16 protein-coding genes are annotated in these 17,171 nt (G+C 73.3%); 4 read left to right on the plus strand and 12 right to left on the minus strand.

All coding sequences use genetic code 11. The features are described from left to right. Positions 1-141: 141 nt before the first annotated feature. The 4 genes from AC5L3Z_RS21840 to AC5L3Z_RS21855 form a co-directional block, all read right to left on the minus strand. Positions 142-1,089 (minus strand): transporter substrate-binding domain-containing protein, encoded by a 948-nt coding sequence (locus AC5L3Z_RS21840; RefSeq protein ID WP_494844649.1) that lies wholly within the window; start codon positions 1,087-1,089, stop codon positions 142-144. 91 nt (positions 1,090-1,180) lie between these two features. After that, on the minus strand, positions 1,181-2,065 hold the full coding sequence (locus tag AC5L3Z_RS21845; RefSeq protein WP_334530612.1) for a MurR/RpiR family transcriptional regulator: 885 nt from the start codon (positions 2,063-2,065) through the stop codon (positions 1,181-1,183). Between the two features lie 67 nt (positions 2,066-2,132). Further along, entirely contained in the window at positions 2,133-3,572 is a 1,440-nt protein-coding gene (locus AC5L3Z_RS21850) for a pre-peptidase C-terminal domain-containing protein (protein ID WP_494844651.1), read from the minus strand. Between the two features lie 224 nt (positions 3,573-3,796). After that, complete coding sequence (locus AC5L3Z_RS21855; RefSeq protein ID WP_494844652.1) at positions 3,797-5,056, minus strand: cyanophycinase; 1,260 nt, start codon at positions 5,054-5,056, stop codon at positions 3,797-3,799. A gap of 263 nt (positions 5,057-5,319) precedes the next feature. Between AC5L3Z_RS21855 and AC5L3Z_RS21860 the strand changes: the two genes are divergently transcribed. After that, positions 5,320-5,922, plus strand: coding sequence for a hemerythrin domain-containing protein (locus AC5L3Z_RS21860; RefSeq protein WP_494844654.1), 603 nt, complete (start codon positions 5,320-5,322; stop codon positions 5,920-5,922). Positions 5,923-5,985: 63 nt separating this feature from the next. Here AC5L3Z_RS21860 and AC5L3Z_RS21865 read toward each other — a convergent pair whose 3' ends face one another. The 3 genes from AC5L3Z_RS21865 to AC5L3Z_RS21875 form a co-directional block, all read right to left on the minus strand. Continuing rightward, positions 5,986-6,207 carry a ferredoxin gene (locus tag AC5L3Z_RS21865; RefSeq protein ID WP_334613911.1) on the minus strand — a complete coding sequence of 74 codons (222 nt, stop codon included), beginning with the start codon at positions 6,205-6,207 and terminating at the stop codon, positions 5,986-5,988. Between the two features lie 55 nt (positions 6,208-6,262). Further along, on the minus strand, positions 6,263-7,471 hold the full coding sequence (locus AC5L3Z_RS21870) for a cytochrome P450 (protein WP_494844657.1): 1,209 nt from the start codon (positions 7,469-7,471) through the stop codon (positions 6,263-6,265). A 192-nt stretch (positions 7,472-7,663) separates the two neighbouring features. Next, positions 7,664-7,846: an antitoxin gene (locus AC5L3Z_RS21875; RefSeq protein WP_494844659.1), complete on the minus strand. Its 183-nt coding sequence runs from the start codon at positions 7,844-7,846 to the stop codon at positions 7,664-7,666. 107 nt (positions 7,847-7,953) lie between these two features. Between AC5L3Z_RS21875 and AC5L3Z_RS21880 the strand changes: the two genes are divergently transcribed. Together AC5L3Z_RS21880 and AC5L3Z_RS21885 are read left to right on the plus strand one after the other, a co-directional pair. Next, the gene (locus AC5L3Z_RS21880; protein ID WP_494844660.1) at positions 7,954-9,426 is read left to right on the plus strand and encodes a hypothetical protein; all 1,473 of its coding nucleotides are present in this window, start codon (positions 7,954-7,956) and stop codon (positions 9,424-9,426) included. Between the two features lie 96 nt (positions 9,427-9,522). Next, complete coding sequence (locus tag AC5L3Z_RS21885; RefSeq protein ID WP_494844661.1) at positions 9,523-10,668, plus strand: AI-2E family transporter; 1,146 nt, start codon at positions 9,523-9,525, stop codon at positions 10,666-10,668. Between the two features lie 161 nt (positions 10,669-10,829). On the opposite strand, the gene AC5L3Z_RS21890 is transcribed toward AC5L3Z_RS21885, so the two are convergent. Continuing rightward, the gene (locus AC5L3Z_RS21890) at positions 10,830-11,486 is read right to left on the minus strand and encodes a dienelactone hydrolase family protein (protein WP_494844663.1); all 657 of its coding nucleotides are present in this window, start codon (positions 11,484-11,486) and stop codon (positions 10,830-10,832) included. A gap of 190 nt (positions 11,487-11,676) precedes the next feature. Between AC5L3Z_RS21890 and AC5L3Z_RS21895 the strand changes: the two genes are divergently transcribed. Next, positions 11,677-11,856, plus strand: a complete 180-nt coding sequence (locus AC5L3Z_RS21895; RefSeq protein ID WP_494844665.1) for a hypothetical protein — start codon at positions 11,677-11,679, stop codon at positions 11,854-11,856. Between the two features lie 59 nt (positions 11,857-11,915). Here the strand turns inward: AC5L3Z_RS21895 and AC5L3Z_RS21900 are convergent, their stop codons facing one another. The 4 genes from AC5L3Z_RS21900 to AC5L3Z_RS21915 all read right to left on the minus strand — a co-directional run bounded on the left by AC5L3Z_RS21900 (position 11,916) and on the right by AC5L3Z_RS21915 (position 17,045). Then, positions 11,916-14,288: a glycoside hydrolase family 65 protein gene (locus AC5L3Z_RS21900; RefSeq protein ID WP_494844667.1), complete on the minus strand. Its 2,373-nt coding sequence runs from the start codon at positions 14,286-14,288 to the stop codon at positions 11,916-11,918. Then, positions 14,285-15,037: a beta-phosphoglucomutase family hydrolase gene (locus tag AC5L3Z_RS21905; RefSeq protein WP_494844668.1), complete on the minus strand. Its 753-nt coding sequence runs from the start codon at positions 15,035-15,037 to the stop codon at positions 14,285-14,287. The genes AC5L3Z_RS21900 and AC5L3Z_RS21905 overlap by 4 nt, the downstream gene beginning before the upstream one ends. A gap of 59 nt (positions 15,038-15,096) precedes the next feature. Next, on the minus strand, positions 15,097-15,564 hold the full coding sequence (locus AC5L3Z_RS21910; RefSeq protein WP_494844670.1) for a DUF4442 domain-containing protein: 468 nt from the start codon (positions 15,562-15,564) through the stop codon (positions 15,097-15,099). A gap of 425 nt (positions 15,565-15,989) precedes the next feature. Continuing rightward, complete coding sequence (locus AC5L3Z_RS21915; protein ID WP_494844672.1) at positions 15,990-17,045, minus strand: hypothetical protein; 1,056 nt, start codon at positions 17,043-17,045, stop codon at positions 15,990-15,992. Positions 17,046-17,171: the final 126 nt, after the last annotated feature.

Consider the following 17,171-nt stretch of genomic DNA (forward strand, 5'->3'; position numbering starts at 1 on the left):
GTCCGGTGGGCAGCGCAGCGGAGCCCGCGGTCGCGAGCGGAAGAGGGTGCGGTGCGGCGGTCGCCGGGCGCCTCCGGGCCCGCCCTCACGGATTCGGAGGGCGCCCGGCGACCGCGGTCTATGGGGCGGTGGTCCGCCGGGTCAGTCGATGGCCTGGTCGATGGTGGCCTGCTTGATCGCGATCGGGGTCTGCTTCCACTGGCCGAGGATCTTGCCGTAGGTGCCGTCGTCGATCAGGGACTGCACGGCGGCCTGGTACGCCTGCGCGAGCTCCTTGTTGGCCTTGAGGAAACCGAAGCCGTTCGGGCTGGCCAGCCAGCCGTTGGGGGCGGACGGGTCCTCGACCAGGTCCGCCTTGCCGGCCAGGGTGGCGGCGGTGTCCACCAGGTTCACCTTGGTGGCGGCGACCACCTCGACGTTGCCGGCGAGCAGCGCCTGCACGGCCTGCGGGTTCTCCGGGTACTCCTTGACGTCGATCGCCTTGCCGGCGCAGCTGGCCTTGCTGTAGTCGGCGAGGTTCTTGGACTGGTTGCTGGCCTTCTGCACGGCGACCTTGCGGCCGCAGAGGTCGGCGACGGTCTTGACGGCCAGCGGGTTGCCGGTCTTGACCAGGAAGCCGGTGCCGGAGGCGGAGTAGTCGACGAAGGTGGCGACCTGCTGGCGCTCCTTCTTGTCGGTGATGCCGCCGGCGATGGCGTCGTACTTGCCGGCCTGGAGGCCGGGGACGAGGCCGTCGAAGGGCTGCTGGCTGAAGGTGGCCTTCAGGCCGAGCCGGGCCGAGGCGGCCTGGAAGAGGTCGTAGTCGAGGCCCTTGAACTCGTCGTTCTTGCCCTCGACCTTGAAGTCGATGAAGGGCTGGTAGGGCGCGTTGGTGGCGACGGTCAGGGTGCCCCGGCCGCGCAGGTCGGCGGGGACCTTCTTCGCCAGGGCGTTGTCGGTGGTGACGGCGCCGACCCCGTCGATGGTGACGGAGACCTGCTTGACCTCGTCGCCGGAGCCGGCGGCGGTGGTGGAGGTGCCGCCGCAGGCGGCGGTGGCGGCGAGGAGGGCCGTGGTCGCGCCGACCAGGGCGAACTGACGGATGCGCATGAGGTGTCCTTCCGGGGGCCAGAACGAACCAGCCCCCGGACTGTAACGCACGTTACGATTTCGGTGGGGTTACAATTTTCTGTAACGCCGCTCAGGCGCCACCGAACGTCTGCTGGGCCGCTTCCATCGCCTTGAGCCGGGTGCCCGCCACCGGCCCCAGCCGGTCGATCACGGCCGCGACGAGGGTCTCCACCAGGGCCAACGCGGGCACGAAGCTGTCGTACGGCGACGGCGACTCGACCCGACTGGGGAGCACCACCTCGGCCAGGCCGGCCACCGGCGACAGCCACCGGTCGGTGAAGAGCACGACCTTGGCGCCCCGCGCGGTCACCTCCCGGGCCAGCGCGAGGGTGGGCTCCTCGTACCGGCGGAAGTCGAAGAGGGCGAAGAGGTCCCGCCGGCCGACGTCGACCAGCATGTCGGTCCGCTCCACCGGGGTGCGCGGCAGCAGCCGGCTGCCCCCACGCACCTGCATCAGGTGCAGCACCAGGTACTGGGCGAGCAGCCCGGAGAACCGTCCCCCGGCCGCGGTGACCCGCAACTGCTGGTCGGCGAAGAGGCGTACCGCCGCGTCCAGCTCGCCCTGCGGCAGCTCGGCGAGGGTGCCGGCCACCGCGTCCGGCAGGCTGGCCACGGCCCGGGGCAGCGCGCCCGCCGGCGGCGTGCCGGTGAGCTCCGCCGCCCGGTACGCCGACAGCGGCGAGGTCTCCCGCTCGGCCAGCTCCTCGCGCAGCGCCCGCTGGAACTCCGGGTACCCGCCGAAGCCGAGCCGGGCCAGGAAGCGCAGCACGGTCGGCGCGCTCACCTCGGCCCGCTCGGCGAGCGAGGCGACGGTGCCCAGCCCGGCGGACGGGTAGGAGGCGAGCAGGGTACGGGCCACCCGGCGCTCGGCCGGGCTGCACTCGCCGAGCCGCTGGCGGATCAGCGCCGCGACGCCGACGCCGTGCGGCTCTTCGACAAGATCGTGGTTCGACACGCGCTGAGCGTAACCGGGCGCGGAGCGGGACCCGTCCCGCTCCGCGCCCGGCCCCGGGGGGTGCGCGTCAGGACTTGGTGAGGGTGCAGGTGTAGTCGGCGGCGCCCGAGCCCGAGTACGCCTCCACGTCGAGGTAGTAGGTGGCGGTGCCGGAGGCGCTGCGGGTCAGGCTGGCCGACTCGTCGGTGCCCGCGCCGTCCTCGACCGAGCGGGTCACCGTGCCGCCCGCGGAGTCCAGCAGGTAGATGTCGGCGTCGTACGCGGTCGGCACCGCGCAGCTCACCGTCAGCTTCTGACCGCTGGCCACGGTGAGCGCGAAGTAGTCGCGGTCGGTGGAGCTCTTCATGTCACCGGTGACGGTCAGCGGGTAGGTGTTGCCGGAGACGTCGTTGGCGGCGCTGCGCGTGTCGTTCGGCTCCGCCTCGGTGAAGCTGCTCCCGCCCGACGGGGGCGTCGTGGGCGGCGTGGGCGTCGAGCAGTCGGTGACCGGGGTGCCACTGTAGAGGCTGCTGCTCGGCACGCCGGCGTTCACGCTCTTCAGGTAGTAGCCGCAGGTCGGCCGGTTGGCGAAGTCGTAGGTCTGGCCGCTGGTCAACTTCCAGATCTTGAAGTTGGAGTAGGTCAGCGGCTGCCCGGAGACGGCCACCTCCGGCTGGTGGTCACCGAGCACGACGTACGCGCTCGGGCCGCTCAGCGTGGCCAGGCCGGACTTGTCGATGAAGAGCGAGGCGCCCTCCTCGACACCGACTCCCCAGGCCTTGCCGCCGCTGGTCCGGCCGTCCTTCACCGCGCGGGCCACGAAGGCCATCAGGCGGCCCATCCGGTCCCGGGTGACGAAGTGCGAGTCGTTGACGGTGTTGGCGTAGTTGGGCCAGCGGAACATGCCGGTGGTGAAGGTCAGCGACCGGTCGTACGGGTCGTCGAGGGCGATCGCCGAGGTGGTGCTGGCCGCGCAGGCGTCGTACACGATGTCGCTGTTGACGTGGTGGCCGGCGCTGCCGCCGCCGACGCCGCCACCCTTGGCGACCACGGACTCGACGGACGCTTCCAGCGCGGTGCCCTTCCAGGCCACGTAGCGGCACTGGTCGCCGCCGGCGAAGTAGACGAACTCCGCGTTGCGGACGTCGGTGTTGACCTGCGCGTTGCCGCCGTCACGGGCGGCGGTCAGGGTCAGCGTGGTGCAGGAGTTGACGCCGGTCAGCGGCGTGATGACGTCGCACTCCGGGGTGGTGGTGCCCGAGCCGGCGATCACCACCACGTCGATCGAGCCGGTGCCGCCACGGATGGCGTTGATCGCCTGGTTCATGGTGGCGGTGACGATGCCGCCGGAGCCGTTCATCGTGTACGCCGGGCCGGACCAGGTGGTCCGGCTGACGTCGGCACTGCTGCCCTGGCGGTTCCGGGTGACCTGGGCCTGGGCGGCGGTCACCCCCACCGGGGCCACGGTGATGAGGGCCGCGGCCGCGGCCACGAGGGACAGTCGGCGGGGGTTGCGGGACAGGAACATGGGCACCTCCGAGGGGCCACGAATCGATGAAACAGAAGTTACATCCATTACGTTCACTGCTCAATACGTAACTTCTGTTACAGCGTGGTGACGATTTCCGATGCCCGCCCCCGGTCCCACACCGTCCACAAAGGCGTGATGACCCTGGGGCACATGTATGCCCCAGGGTCATCACGATCGTCGCCACCGCACGGTCCGGGCACTCACCCGGCCGTGCTCCGGCGTCAGGCGGGACGGATGGCGATCACCGCGCCGACGAACGAGGTCGACTCACCGGCCCGGTAGCCGGCGAAGCCGCGACCCCTGCTCACCTCGGCGGCGAACTGCGGGTCCTTCTCGTACGAGGTGCCCGACGTCGACTCGCAGCCCGCCTGCTCGACCAGGCCCTCGGCGAGCTCGACCAGCGCGTAGTCGTAGAAGACGTCGTCCGACGGGGGCACGGTGCACGGGCCGGCGGCGGGGGTGACCCGCTGCTTGCCCGGGGCGATCACCGGCTGCCAGCGCCCGGCCCGGTAGCGGTCGCCCTCGGTCAGCCGGCTCCACCGCACGTCTTCGATGCCCCACACCCCACCGGTGCTGGTCACCTCGGCCCGGCGCAGGTCCAGCACGCTGACCCCGCGCTGACCGATGACCCGCAGCGAACGGTGCCGCGAACCGACCCCGGTCACCTCGAGCGCAGTGTTCTCGTCCAGCCCGAAGACCCGGTCGTTACCGGTGTCCGAGGCGAGCCGGATCGACCGCGCCTCCCGGCCCCGCCGGGAGAAGTGGGTGTCCAGCAACCCCTCGGTGAAGAAGCCGAAGCCCCCCTTCGGCAGGTAGCCCAGCACCCCCGGGTCGTCGAAGTAGCCCGGCTTCGCGCCGTCGCGCAGGCCCGGCTCCACCGAACCACCGGTGATCATGTCGCGGCCGGCCATGATCTGGGCGCCGGCGCTGGTGCCGGAGACCACCGCGCCACCGCGCAGCTTGCGCCGGACGGCGGCCAGCGCGGCGGAGTCGCGCTGCGCCGTGCCGCGGGTCATCGTGGTGACGTACCGGTACTGGTCGCCGCCGCCGAAGAAGAACCCGGTCATCGAGTTGATCTGCTTGACCACGGCCGGGTCGTCGGCGGCCTCCGGGCGGTCCACGTCGATCGGGATCCACTGGGCGTCCACCGCGCCGTAGGACTTGAACAGGTTGGCGTAGTAGTCGCCGTTGCAGACGCTGTTGTTGCAGTCCGGGGTGCCGGCGTCGGGGTCCTCCGACGGCACCGGGGCCGCCGCGGTGAAGATGCCGATCCGGGCCTTGCCGGGGCCACCGGCGAGCCGGACGATGTCGCCGTAGACGGTCGCGTTGTCGTCGGCGAGACCTCCACCGACCAGCACCAGGCTGCCGCCGGAGCGGTGGTGGGACGGGGCGGCCGAGGCCGGTGCGGCGACCGCCGGCACGCTCAGCGCGAATGCCGCGCCCGCGCTGACCCCGATGGTCAGCAGGCGGTTCAAGGGCATGACTGCTCCTCACTGGAGACCGTGAGGGCGGGCCGAGGAGAAGCGTACGCGCCGTCGGCAGTCGCGACAACGCCTCGACGCGTGCCGGTACGGCCACTACCGGCCGGCCGTACGGGCTGGCACGCCGGGACGATGAGCGGACCCGCGACCCCGGCGCCACCCGTGGTGCCGCTCGCGCGGAATCAGTCGGCCGCCGTGGGTTCGGTCGGCGGCAAAGGGGTACGTGGGCCTCAACCGACCGTCCGCACCGGTAAGGGGATCCTATGAGCCATCACGAGGCCACCGCGCACCAGGACGTCATCGACGTCCTCACCGCCGACCACCGCGAGTTCGAGGCGATCTTCGTCGAGCTGGAGAGCCGGCAGGGCACCCCGGAACACCGCCGCCAGCTTGCCGACGTGGTGATCGCCGGGCTGGTCCGCCACTCCGTCGCCGAGGAGGCGTACGTCTACCCGACCGCGCGCAAGACGCTGCCGGACGGCGACCAGGTCGCCGATCACGAGATCTCCGAGCACGCCGACGCCGAGCGCACCATGAAGGAGCTGGAGTCCCTCGACCCCTCCGACCCCCGCTTCGACGAGCTGCTCGGCCACCTGACCAGCACCATCCGGCACCACGTGCAGGACGAGGAGGCCGACCTGTTCCCCCGGCTGCGGGCCGCGTGCGCCGCCGAGGAGCTGGTCGAGCTGGCCGGGAAGGTGGAGGCGGTCAAGAAGACCGCGCCGACCCGCCCGCACCCGGCCGCACCGGACCGCCCGCCGGCGAACAAGCTGCTCGCCCCGGGCGCCGGCCTGGTCGACCGGATGCGCGACGCGCTCAGCGGACGCGCCACCACCATGGAGAAGCTGCACGAGAAGCAGCGCTGACCACCGCCGCACCGACGGCCACGCCGGGCTGTGCCGGGCGTGGCCGTCGGCGCGGCCCCGGGCTCAGAGCTCCGGCGCGAGCCGGCCACCCTCCCGGTCCGAGACGATGATCGCCTCCATCGGGCAGGACTCGGCGGCGTCCAGCACCGGGTCCGCCGGGTCGATCCGTTCGGCCAGCGGGCGGGCGAGCCCGTCCACCAGCACGAAGTGGGCCGGGGCGGTGCCCGCGCAGATCCCCGACCCGATGCACCGGGTCGGGTCGACGTGCACCCGCCAACCGCTCACCGGTTCCGCCCTCCGAGCCCGACCGCGCGATCGCGTCGCGCCGCGCTCCCCGCGCTCACCAGGACACCGGCATCGCGGTCAGGCCCCGGACCAGCAGGCCGCTCTTCCAGGTCAGCTCGGACTCCGGCACCGCCAGGCGCAGCCGCGGCAGGCGGGCCACGAGCGTCTCCAACACCACCTGGAGCTCCATCCGGGCGAGCTGCGCGCCGACGCAGTGGTGCACCCCGTGGCCGAAGCCGACGTGCGGGTTCTCCGCCCGGGCCAGGTCCAGCCGGTCGGCGTCGGGGAAGACGGTCTCGTCCCGGTTCGCCGAGGCGATGGCGACCACCACCGGCTCACCGGCGCGGACCAGCACACCGCCGACCTCGACGTCGGTGAGGGCGTACCGGGCGAAGGCGGCGGCGCTGCCGAGCGGGATGAACCGCATCAGCTCCTCGACCGCCGTCGGCACCAGAGCCGGGTCGCCGCGCAGCCGGTCCCAGGCGCCGGGTTCGGTGAGCAGGACGTACACCATGTTGGGGATCTGGGTCACGGTGGTCTCGTGCCCGGCGGCGAGCAGCCCGGCGGCCAGCTGGACGACCTCCTCCTCGGCCAGCCGGTCGGCGTGCTCGTCGCGGGCCCGGACCATCGCGCCGAGCAGGTCGTCGGTCGGTGCGGCCCGCCGCAGCGCGATCAGCTCCCCCATGTACGCCAGCAGCTGGTCGAGGTAGCTCTGCGTCTGCTCGGGGCTGAGCGAGGTGGTCGAGACGATCGCCTCCGACCAGGTGTGGAAGCGGTCCTGGTCGGCGACCGGCACCCCGAGCAGGTCGCAGATGACCCGGATCGGCAGCGGGGTGGCCAGGTGGGCGACCAGGTCGGCCGGGGGACCGGCCGCGACCATGCCGCCGACCAGCTCGTCGGCGAGCGCCCGGGTGCGCGGCCGTAGCTGCTCCACCCGCCGGGCGGTGAACGCCTTCGCGACCAGCCGGCGCAGCCGGGTGTGCTCGGGCGGGTCCATCGTGAGGATGCCGCCGTCCTGCTGGTGGGGCGTGGTGCGGGGCTCGTCGCGGCCGACGGCGGCGGCCCGGCTGAACCGGGCGTCGCCCAGTACGAGACGGACGTCGGCGTGCCGGGTGGCCAGCCACGCCGGCTCACCGAAGGGCATCCTGATCCGGGTCAGCGGCTCCTCCCGGCGCAGCCGCGCGTAGTGGGGGTCCAGGTCGAGCCGCTGCGGGTCACTGAACGGGTAACGCTGCGGGATCGTCGCGTGCGATGTCTCGGTCACCGGGGTGGCTCCCTCTCGTCGACGGCCCGCCGCCTCCGGGCGCGGGCCGGTCCGCTCCGCACAACTCCACCCGGAGTCATGCCCCGACTGCGGATCGTAGCGAGAGTGGTCGATGGTGACCAGGGGTGCGCGAGGACGGACGCAGCGTTGCCGGGTCACCCGCGGGTGACCCGGCAACGGGAGGACACGAGGTCAGCGCCCCTGGTCGCCCTCACCGGTGCGCTGCTGCGCCATGTCGACGGCCTTGTCGGTCTGCGCGTCGTACTTGCCGCCGGTGCGCTGGTCGGCGACGTCGCCGGCCTTGTCGAGGCCCTGGTCGACCTGCTTGTCATGCTTGTCGGCGAAGTCCTGCGCCTTGTCCATGAAGTCACTCATGTCGGTCCTCCTCACTCGTTGTCCTCTGCGTTCCCCCACGCCGGAAGGGCAAACACCCGGCCCGCCGGGCCGTAGGATCGCGGCGACCTCCTGGAAGGGGCGGAGCCGTGCACCGACGCCATGGCGAGCGACTCCTCGCCGCCGTCACCGTCGCCCTGGCACTCACCGCCGGATGCGGCGCCGACCCGGCGGACCCCCCGGCGCGCTGGACCGGCCCGAGCACCCCCGCTCCGGCCGGAGCGGAGCCCACGCCCGGCGGCACCCCCGCCGCGGTCACCGGCTTCGGCGCCGCCCCGGTCAGCTGTCCCCGCCCCGCCCCGGCCGCCCGGTCCAGCAGCACCCTCGACCCGACCGCGGCGTTCCACCCGGGACGGACCGCCACCGACAGCGCCAACGCGGTGGACACCGCCCCGAACTGCGAGATCGTCGTCGGCGGCCGCTTCACCGACGTGCGGGGCGGCACCCGCACCACGCTCGGCAAGGGGCCCGGCGCGGTGCTGCGCCTCGACGGCACCGGGCGCCGGCTGATCGGCGTCACCCGCCTCGCCGGGGTGGTCGAGGACCTGGAGGTGCGCCGCGAGGGCGGGGAGATCGCCGTCGCCACCGACCGGGGCGTCACGCTGCTCGACCCACGCGCCACCACCGTGCGGTGGCAGCGCGCCGGGGCGGCCAGCCGCGTCGCGGTGGGCGCCGCCGGCACCGTCGCCGCCGTCGCCGGCGGGGCGGTGCGGGTGTACGACCTGCGCGGCGGCGCCCTGGCCACCATCCGCCCCGCCGGGCGGACCGTCAGCGACGTGGCCGTAGACGACCGCAGCGGCCTGGTCTTCGTCGCCGGCTACCGGCAGGTGAACGCCGGCCCCTGCGTTCCCGTGCAGATCGCCTACGTGCACGCGTACGACCGGCGGGGGGCGCTGCGCTGGCGCGCGTACGACCACCCGGCGGAGAAGCTCGGCGACCTCTGCGCCGACAGCCGGGCCGAGCGGGTCTCGATGGGCCGGGACGGCAGGCTCTACCTGGCCGGCGTGACCGACGGCGGGAACAGCATCTTCGGGCGCTCCGCCGCCGACGTGACCCGGCCGGCGCCGAACGTCGTCGTCGACAAGTTCACCCAGCCGTTCAACACCGGCAACGCCCACCAGACCTACCTGGCCCGCCTCGACCCGGCCTCGGGACGGCAGCTCGCCGGTCAGCACCTGCTCGCCCGGATCGACTCCAAGGGCGACCGGGGCAACACCGTCACCCCGTACGCGGTGACCGCCGACGAGCGCGGCCGGGTGTACGCGGGTGGGGTGTCCGCGTACCAGATCGCCGACCGGTCGCGGGTCACCCTGGGTGGGCGGCGGCTCGCCCCGTACGCCGGTGGGGACGCCTGGGTGCTGGTGCTCTCGGCGGACCTGAAGCGGCGGCTCACCTGGGTGGTCTTCACCGACGGCGGCGCCGGCGCGGTGCGCGGCGTGACCGCCGGGTCCGGAGTGGCGGCGGTGGCGGCCCGGGTGGACAAGGGGCCGTTCTACCGCACCCGGGACGCCGGGCCCGGTGCCGGTGGCGGCTACCTCGCGGCGTGGCCCGGTCTGTCCTGAGCGGAACCACCGGTCCGGCACGGCGTTGAGCCAACGGGTGGGTGTCGCAGGGACCCCGGTCGGGTATCGACCACGCTGAGATCGAGGAGGACCGACGTGGTCGAGGACGACGGCGGGCGTACGCCCGGATTGACGGCGGCGGGCGCCCGCCCGGAGCCGAAGCAGGCGTGGGGAGCGCTGCCCTGGCTGGTACGCGCCGCCGTGGTGTGGAGCGCCTGCCTGGTGGTGGTGATCATCGGGCTGTACCTGCTGGGGAAGGTCGCGGTGCTGCTCGCGCCGCTGGCGATCGCGCTGGCGGTCACCCTCTTCCTCGCCGCGCTGCTCGACCCGGTGTTGCTGCTCCTGCGGCGGCTGCGGGTGCCGCGGCCGCTGGCGGCGCTGCTGAGCCTGCTGCTGCTGCTCGGCATCCTGGTCGGGGTGGGCGCGGTGGTGTGGAACCTGACCGCCGCCGAGTTCGACGAGCTGAGCCAGGAGTTGGGCGAGGGTCTCCAGCGCAGCCGGGACTTCGTCACCACCGCCCTGCCGATCAGCGACGCGCAACTGGACAAGATCATCGGCCAGGTACGCAGCGGCATCGGTGGCGGCTTCGACCTGATCGGTGGGGCGCGGACCGCCGCCGAGGTGGTCGGTTCCTCGCTGCTCGCCCTGGTGCTGCTCTTCTTCCTGCTCAAGGACGGACGGTCGATGTGGCACTGGGTGCTGCGCCGGCTGACCGGCCCGAACCAGCAGGTCACCGCCGAGGCCGGCCGGGCCGGCTGGCGGACGCTCAGCGCGTACAGCCGGGGCACGATGATCATCGCGGCGATCGACGCGCTCGGCATCGGGCTGGCACTGGTGCTGCTCGGCGTGCCGCTGGCCCTGCCGTTGGCGCTGATCACCTTCCTCGGCGGCTTCATCCCGATCGTCGGGGCGACGGTGGCCGGCGCGGTCGCCGTGCTGGTGGCCCTGGCCGCCAAGGGCCCGACCACGGCGCTGCTGGTGCTGGCCGCGGTGATCGTGGTGCAGCAGGTCGAGGGCAACCTGCTGGAGCCGCTGATCATGAAGCGGCAGGTGCAGCTGCACCCCGCGGTGATCCTGGTGGTGGTCACCGCCGGCACGCTGATCGCCGGCATTCCCGGCGCGTTCGTCTCGGTGCCGATCGCCGCGGTCACGTACCGCGTGGTCGACACCGTCCAGCGGCACCGCGAACGCCTCGCCGCGGAGAAGGCCGCGACGCCACCCCCGCCTCCCGCGCCGGCCTGACCCGCGGCACCGCTGGATCACGCCCGCGTCTGAGGACCGACCGGCGAGATCACGCTCGAACATGGAAGTAGTGGCCTCCTGACGTCGACGAGGCCACTACTTCCTGGAACGAGCGCGATCTAGCGGAGAACCGACCGGCGGCGGATCCGGCCGGTCGGCGCTCAGGCGGGCACGCGGAAGCGGGCGGCGAACCAGGCGGCGGCCGCGTCGGCCACCTGGTCGAGCGCGCCCGGCTCCTCGAACAGGTGCGTCGCGCCGGGCACGATCCGCAGCTCGTGCGGGGCGGTGAGCGCGGCGGCGGCCTGCTCGTTGAGGGTGATCACCTGCTCGTCCAGGCCACCGACGAGCATCAGGGTCGGTGCGCGTACCCCGGACAGCGCGGCCCCGGCCAGGTCCGGCCGGCCACCTCGGGACACCACCGCCGCCACCCGCTCCGGCCGGGCCGCCGCGGCGACCAGCGCCGCCGCCGCGCCGGTGCTCGCGCCGAAGAGGCCTACCGGCAGCCGACCGAGCGACGGCTCCTCGCCCAGCCAGTCCACGATCCCGGCCAGCCGGTCGGCGAGCATCCCGATGTCGAAGCGCAGCTCGGCCGTCACCGCGTCGACCCGGTCCTCCTCGGGCGTGAGCAGGTCGACCAGGACGGTGGCCAGACCGGAGCGCTGGAGCACCTGGGCCACCGCCACGTTGCGGGGACTGTGCCGGGAGCTGCCGCTGCCGTGCGCGAAGAGCACCACGCCGGCCGCGTCGGCCGGCCCGTCGACGTCGGCCGGCAGTCCCACCTCGCCGACCGGAATGTTCACCTGTCCCCGTGTGGCCATGTCGCCCACCTCCCACGCCTCGAGTGCGCGTCGGATACCCGCGCCCGCGCCGGGTTCACCCGCCACCGCCACATCCGGCGACCCGGGAGCGCGGGGAGCGGGCCCGTCGTTTGTGCCCGGGTCGATCGGGAAGCCGCAGGGTGATCGCAGAGCCGGCGCAGCCGCGCCCCGACGGATCGCGAGGATCGCCATGGCCAAGCAGAAGGCCCGACAGCAGACCCGGACCGCCGAGCAGGAACGTAGCGAGCAGGACGTCGAGCGCAACCGGGACTGGGCGGACGAGGCGTCGCACGCGCGCCTCCCGGACGACCCGCGGGCGGTCGCGCCCCGTGACGCGGGCGGCCGGCCCTCCAACGGTCCCCAGTTCTGAACCGGCCGGTCATGAGGTCGGCGGTCACCCGACCGTCGGCCTCGTGACCGGCGGCACGGTCAGGAGTTGTCCTCCGGCAGGTGCAGCAGGGGCGAGCGCCCGGGTGGCTGCTCCGGGACGGGGCCGGGCGGGGGCGGGGTCGCCACCGGGACGGTGACCGGGGACGCGGCGGTCACCTGCACCTTCTCCCCGTGGTGCCGCAGCTCGATGACGGTTTCCGGCCCACCGTCGCGCAGCGAGTAGGTGGTCTGGTGCGGGCGGACGTCCACCCGCAGCCGCATCCCCCGCCACTGCAGGGAGAACTCCAGTCGGCTCAGCCGGCTGGAGAGCCGCGGCGAGAACGACAACTGGCCGTCGTGGTCGCGCAGCCCGCCGAAGCCCGAGACCAGCGCGATCCAGGCGCCGGCCAGCGAGGCCATGTGCACGCCGTCGCGGGTGTTCTCGTTCAGGTCGTGCAGGTCCATCAGCGCGGCCTCGCGCAGGTAGCGGTGGGCCAGTTCGGGATGCCCCACCTCGACGGCCATCACCGCCTGGGTGCAGGCCGACAGCGACGAGTCCCGCACGGTGCGCCGCTCGTAGTAGAGGAAGTTGCGCAGCTTCTCCTCGCCGGTGAACGCGTCGCCGCGCCAGTGCATGGCGAGCACCAGGTCGGCCTGCTTGATCACCTGTTTGCGGTACAGGTCGAAGTACGGGTAGTGCAGCAGCAGCGGGTACTTCTCGGCCGGGGTCTGCCCGAACTCCCACTCCTGGAGCCGGGTGAAGCCCTCGACCTGCTCGTGCACGTCGAGTCCCTCGTCGTACGGGACGTGCATGGCGTGTGCCGCGTCCCGCCACGCCGCGGCCTCCTCCTCGGTCACCCCGAGGTCGATGGCCTCGTCGCGGAACCGCATCGCGGACTCGGCGGCGGCGATCAGGTTCCGCTGCGCCATCAGGTTGGTGTAGATGTTGTCGTCCTTGACCGCGGTGTACTCGTCCGGCCCGGTCACCCCGTCGATGTGGAAGCGGCCCTGCCGGTCGTGGTGGCCCAGCGAGCGCCAGAGCCGGGCCGTCTCCACCAGCAACTCCAGGCCGATCTCCCGTTCCAGCTGGACGTCCCCGGTGACCAGCACGTACCGGCGCAGCGCGTCGGCGACGTCGGCGGCGATGTGGAAGGCCGCGGTGCCCGCCGGCCAGTACGCCGACGACTCGGAGCCCTCGATGGTCCGCCACGGGAAGGCCGCCCCCCGCAGGTTCAGCGTCCGGGCCCGTTCCTGCGCCTGCTCGAGGGTGGAGTGCCGCCAGTGCAGCGCGTCCCGCACCGCGTTCGGCTGGGTGTACGTGAGCACCGGCAGCACGAACATCTCGGTGTCCCAGAAGGCGTGGCCGTCGTAGCCGGGGCCGGTCAGGCCCTTCGCCGAGATCGGCCGCCGTTCGGCCCGGGCGCCGGCCTGGAGCACGTGGAACAGCCCGAACCGCACGGCCTGCTGCACCTCCGGGTCACCCTCGACCCGCACGTCGGCCGCGTCCCAGAACTCGTCGAGGTACTTCCGCTGCTCCTGGCGCAGCCCTTCCCAGCCGCCGAGCCGGGCGCCGGCGAGGGCCGCGCCCACCTGGTCGCGCAGCGCCGGCAGCGACCGCCGGCTGGACCAGCCGTACGCGAGGTACTTGACGACCCGGAGGGTCTCGCCGGGTTGGAGCACGCAGGCGACGGTGGTACGCACCCAGTCCTGGTATCCCTCGGACTCGAGGGTGAACTTCGCCGGCGCCTCGATGTCGTGACCCATCTCGGCGCCGACCAGCAGCCCGCTGACCTTGGTGCGGTGGATCAGCAGCCCGCCGTCGTCGGTGGTCAGCTCCTCCTCCGCCTGCAGCGGCGACTCCAGCACGGCGGCCACCCGGGGGTCCCGGCTCTGCGCCGGGAGGTTCTCGTTGGCGACCAGCTCCGACTGGAGGATGAGCCGCAGCGGGCCGTCCATCGCCTCCACCTCGTAGTGGATCGCGGCGACCGACCGCTGGGTGAAGGAGACCAGCCGGGTGCTGCGCACCTTGACCTCGCGCCCGGCCGGGGAGCGCCAGTGCATCTCCCGGTGCAGGGTGCCGGCGCGCAGGTCGAGGATCCGCTCGTGGCCGAGGAGTTCGCCGTACCGGACGTCGAGCGGCTCGTCGTCGACCAGCAGCCGGATCAGCTTGCCGTTGGTGACGTTGACGACGGTCTGGCCCGATTCGGGGAAGCCGAAGCCGGCCTCCGCGTACGGCAGCGGACGCAGCTCGTAGAAGGAGTTGAGGTAGGTGCCGGGCAGGCCGTGCGGCTCCCCCTCGTCGAGGTTGCCGCGCAGGCCGACGTGGCCGTTGGAGAGCGCGAACACGGACTCGGACTGGGCGAGGACGTCCATGTCGAGCACGGTCTCCCGGACGTGCCAGGGCTCCACCGGATAGGCGCGTTCCCGGATCATGTCGTCGACCCCCCGTCGAGCAGCTCCCCCAGGTCGGTGACGACGATGTCGGCGCCGTGGGCCCGCAGCTCGTCGGCCTGACCGACCCGGTCCACCCCGATCACGTAGCCGAACCCGCCAGCCCGGCCGGCGGCCACGCCGGCCTGCGCGTCCTCGAAGACGGCGGCGTGGGCCGGTTCGACGCCGAGCCGCGCCGCGCCGGCGAGGAAGGTGTCCGGGTGCGGCTTGCCGCGCAGCCCCTCGGCCCGGGCGACCAGGCCGTCGACCCGGGCCTCCAGCAACGGCTCGAGGCCGGCGGCGGCGACGACGGGGCCGCAGTTGGCGCTCGCCGAGACCACCGCCCGGCGCAGTCCGGCCTCGACCGCCGCCTTCAGGTACGTCACCGAGCCCGGGTAGACCTCGACGCCGTCCTGATGGATCCGCTCCAGCAGGACGACGTTCTTGCGGTTGCCGACGCCGTTGACGGTGTCCGCCTCCGGCGGGTCGTCCGGGTCGCCCTCGGGGAGGACGACCCCGCGCGAGGCCAGGAAGGAGCGGACTCCGTCGGCCCGGGGCTTTCCGTCGACGTACCGGTTGTAGTCCGGCCCCGGGTCGAACGGCCGGAACGGCTCCCCGGTCGCCGCCGATCGGCGGCGCAGGAAGTCGTCGAAGGTCTGCTTCCAGGCGGCGTTGTGCACCTTGGCGGTCTGCGTCAGCACACCGTCCAGATCGAAGAGACAGGCGGTCACGTGAGCGGGTAGACCCAGCACGGTACGAATCTATCCATCGCACCGGCCGGAGAAACCCGTTTCGGCAGGCTCGCCGCCCGTCAGCGGTTCGGGCGCAGCGTCCAGACCACGGTCATCGTCGAGGTGGGGGTGCCGTCCTCGGTGCTGATCTCCACCTCGACGGGGAACTCCGGGCGCCGGCCGGCGTCCAGTTCGGCGATCACCTCGGCGGCCGGGCGGCCGAGCCGGGCGGTGGCCAGCACCGGTCCCATGGCCAGCTTCCGGTACCCGATGTCGGCCCGTACGGCCAGCGGCACCGCGCGGTCGAGCAGGTGACCGAAGGCGGCCATCACCACGGTGCCGGACGCGGTCTCGCCGAGGGTGAACATGGCCCCGGCGTGCGGGCCGCCGACGTGGTTGTGCGTCGCGGGCGTGTCGGGCAGCCGGACGACGGCGCGGACCCCGCCCGCCGCCTCCGGCGCGACCTCGACGAACTCGAAACCGAGAGTACGGGCGAACGGCACGGCCTGGAGCATTCCGGCCGCGATCTGGCGAGAGTCGATGGACATGCCCTGACGTTACTAGTCGGTAACTTGCGCGGCAACATGGCGGTGTGGCCGGGCGACCGACCAGCGGGCGGCAGCGGCGGCTCGCCCTCGGGGCGACCCGCGGTGTGGACGCTTTGGAGCTGATGACGTAGACGAATCAGCGGGACGGGTGAACCTTGACCCGTCTGCGTCATCAGCTCTAAAGGATCCGAACACACCCTCGCATCCCCCCACGGCGACACCAACGCCGGCGCATCCCCCACGGCGACCGCTCCGGCCGAGCGGGAACGGCGGGATCTCGTCGGCGCGTGACAGGCGCCGGCCGCTGCCGGCAGCGGCACCGATGGAGGCGCGGGTCGAGCGAGGCGCCATGGGAAACGGACGGGCGGGGCGCTGGGAAGGCATTCGCCCGCCTCCCCGGCGCCCCGCCCGGCGCGGGCATTGCCTCAGAAGAGGTTGCCGATGGTGCGCAGGATCTCCGCGTAGAAGTTGCCCTCGATGCTGCGGAACAGCGCGAAGTCCTCGCCCGGGCTGCCGACGAACGGACGCAGGGTCCAGGCCAGCTGGGTGCCGACGAAGCCGAAGAGCAGGATCCAGACGTGGAGCAGGGTCATGCTGGCCGGCCGCTGCTCCGGCTCCGAGCGGCGCACCGGCGGGTTGGTCCAGGGCCGGTGGCCCGCCGGGTAGCCGGGCGGCAGCATGCCGGGCGGAAAGGCAGTCGGCTGTCCGGCCGCCGCCACGGCGACCGGCTGCTGCGGGACGATCGCGCCCGGCGCCGGCGGGGCGGCGGGGGCGGCCTCCCCGGCGGCGGGGGCGGCCTGCCCGGCGGCGGGGACCGCCTGCCCGGCCGCGGGGCTCGCGCCGTTCGCGTTCGCCCCGACGGCGACCGGCTCCGCGACGGCGGGCGCCGCCTCCCCGGCGGCCTGCGCGGGCGCCACCTGGACCGCCGGGGCGGCGACGGCCGGGGCGGCGACGGCCGGGGCGGGCGCCTGCGCCGGGACGGCCGGGGCTGCGGCGGACGCCGGGGAAAGCAGGCCGTGCGCGTTGAGCACCTGCATCCCGCCGGTGAGGAAGCGCAGCCCGACCACCGCCGACAGGGTGAGGATCGCGACGTTCAGCAGCTTGAAGAAGCCGTAGTCCGGCGCGGTGATCAGGAAGAAGAGGCTGATCGGCGCGAACGCCACCGCCAGCATCGAGGTCACGGTGATCGCCACCATCACCAGGGCCAGCGACTGCCGCACCGAGAGCCGGGCCCCGAAGACCAGGTTGAACAGGTAGAGCGTGGGCAGGCAGATCGCCAACGTGATCAGGAAGAGCATCGGCAGCTTGACCGCCGAGGTCAACGCCATCAGCACACCGTGGAACGCGCCGAGCACGGCACCGTAGCAGGCCAGCGCGATCGCCGAGCTGGACAGCATCCGGCCGGTGAGCCGGTGGAGATCCTGATCGGCGACGATCTGCTGCCAGATCCCCTCCCGGTCACGCAGGATCCGCTCGATCACGAGCGGACTCGGACTGTCACCCGACACGGCGGGCCCCTCTCTGGTAACGGTGCTCGATGGACATCCGGGTGCGCTGACGGTAGGGCACCGGCCCGGCCCGCCGCGACCCGTCCGGCGCGGCCAATC

It is taken from the genome of Micromonospora sp. LZ37, from assembly GCF_059359015.1.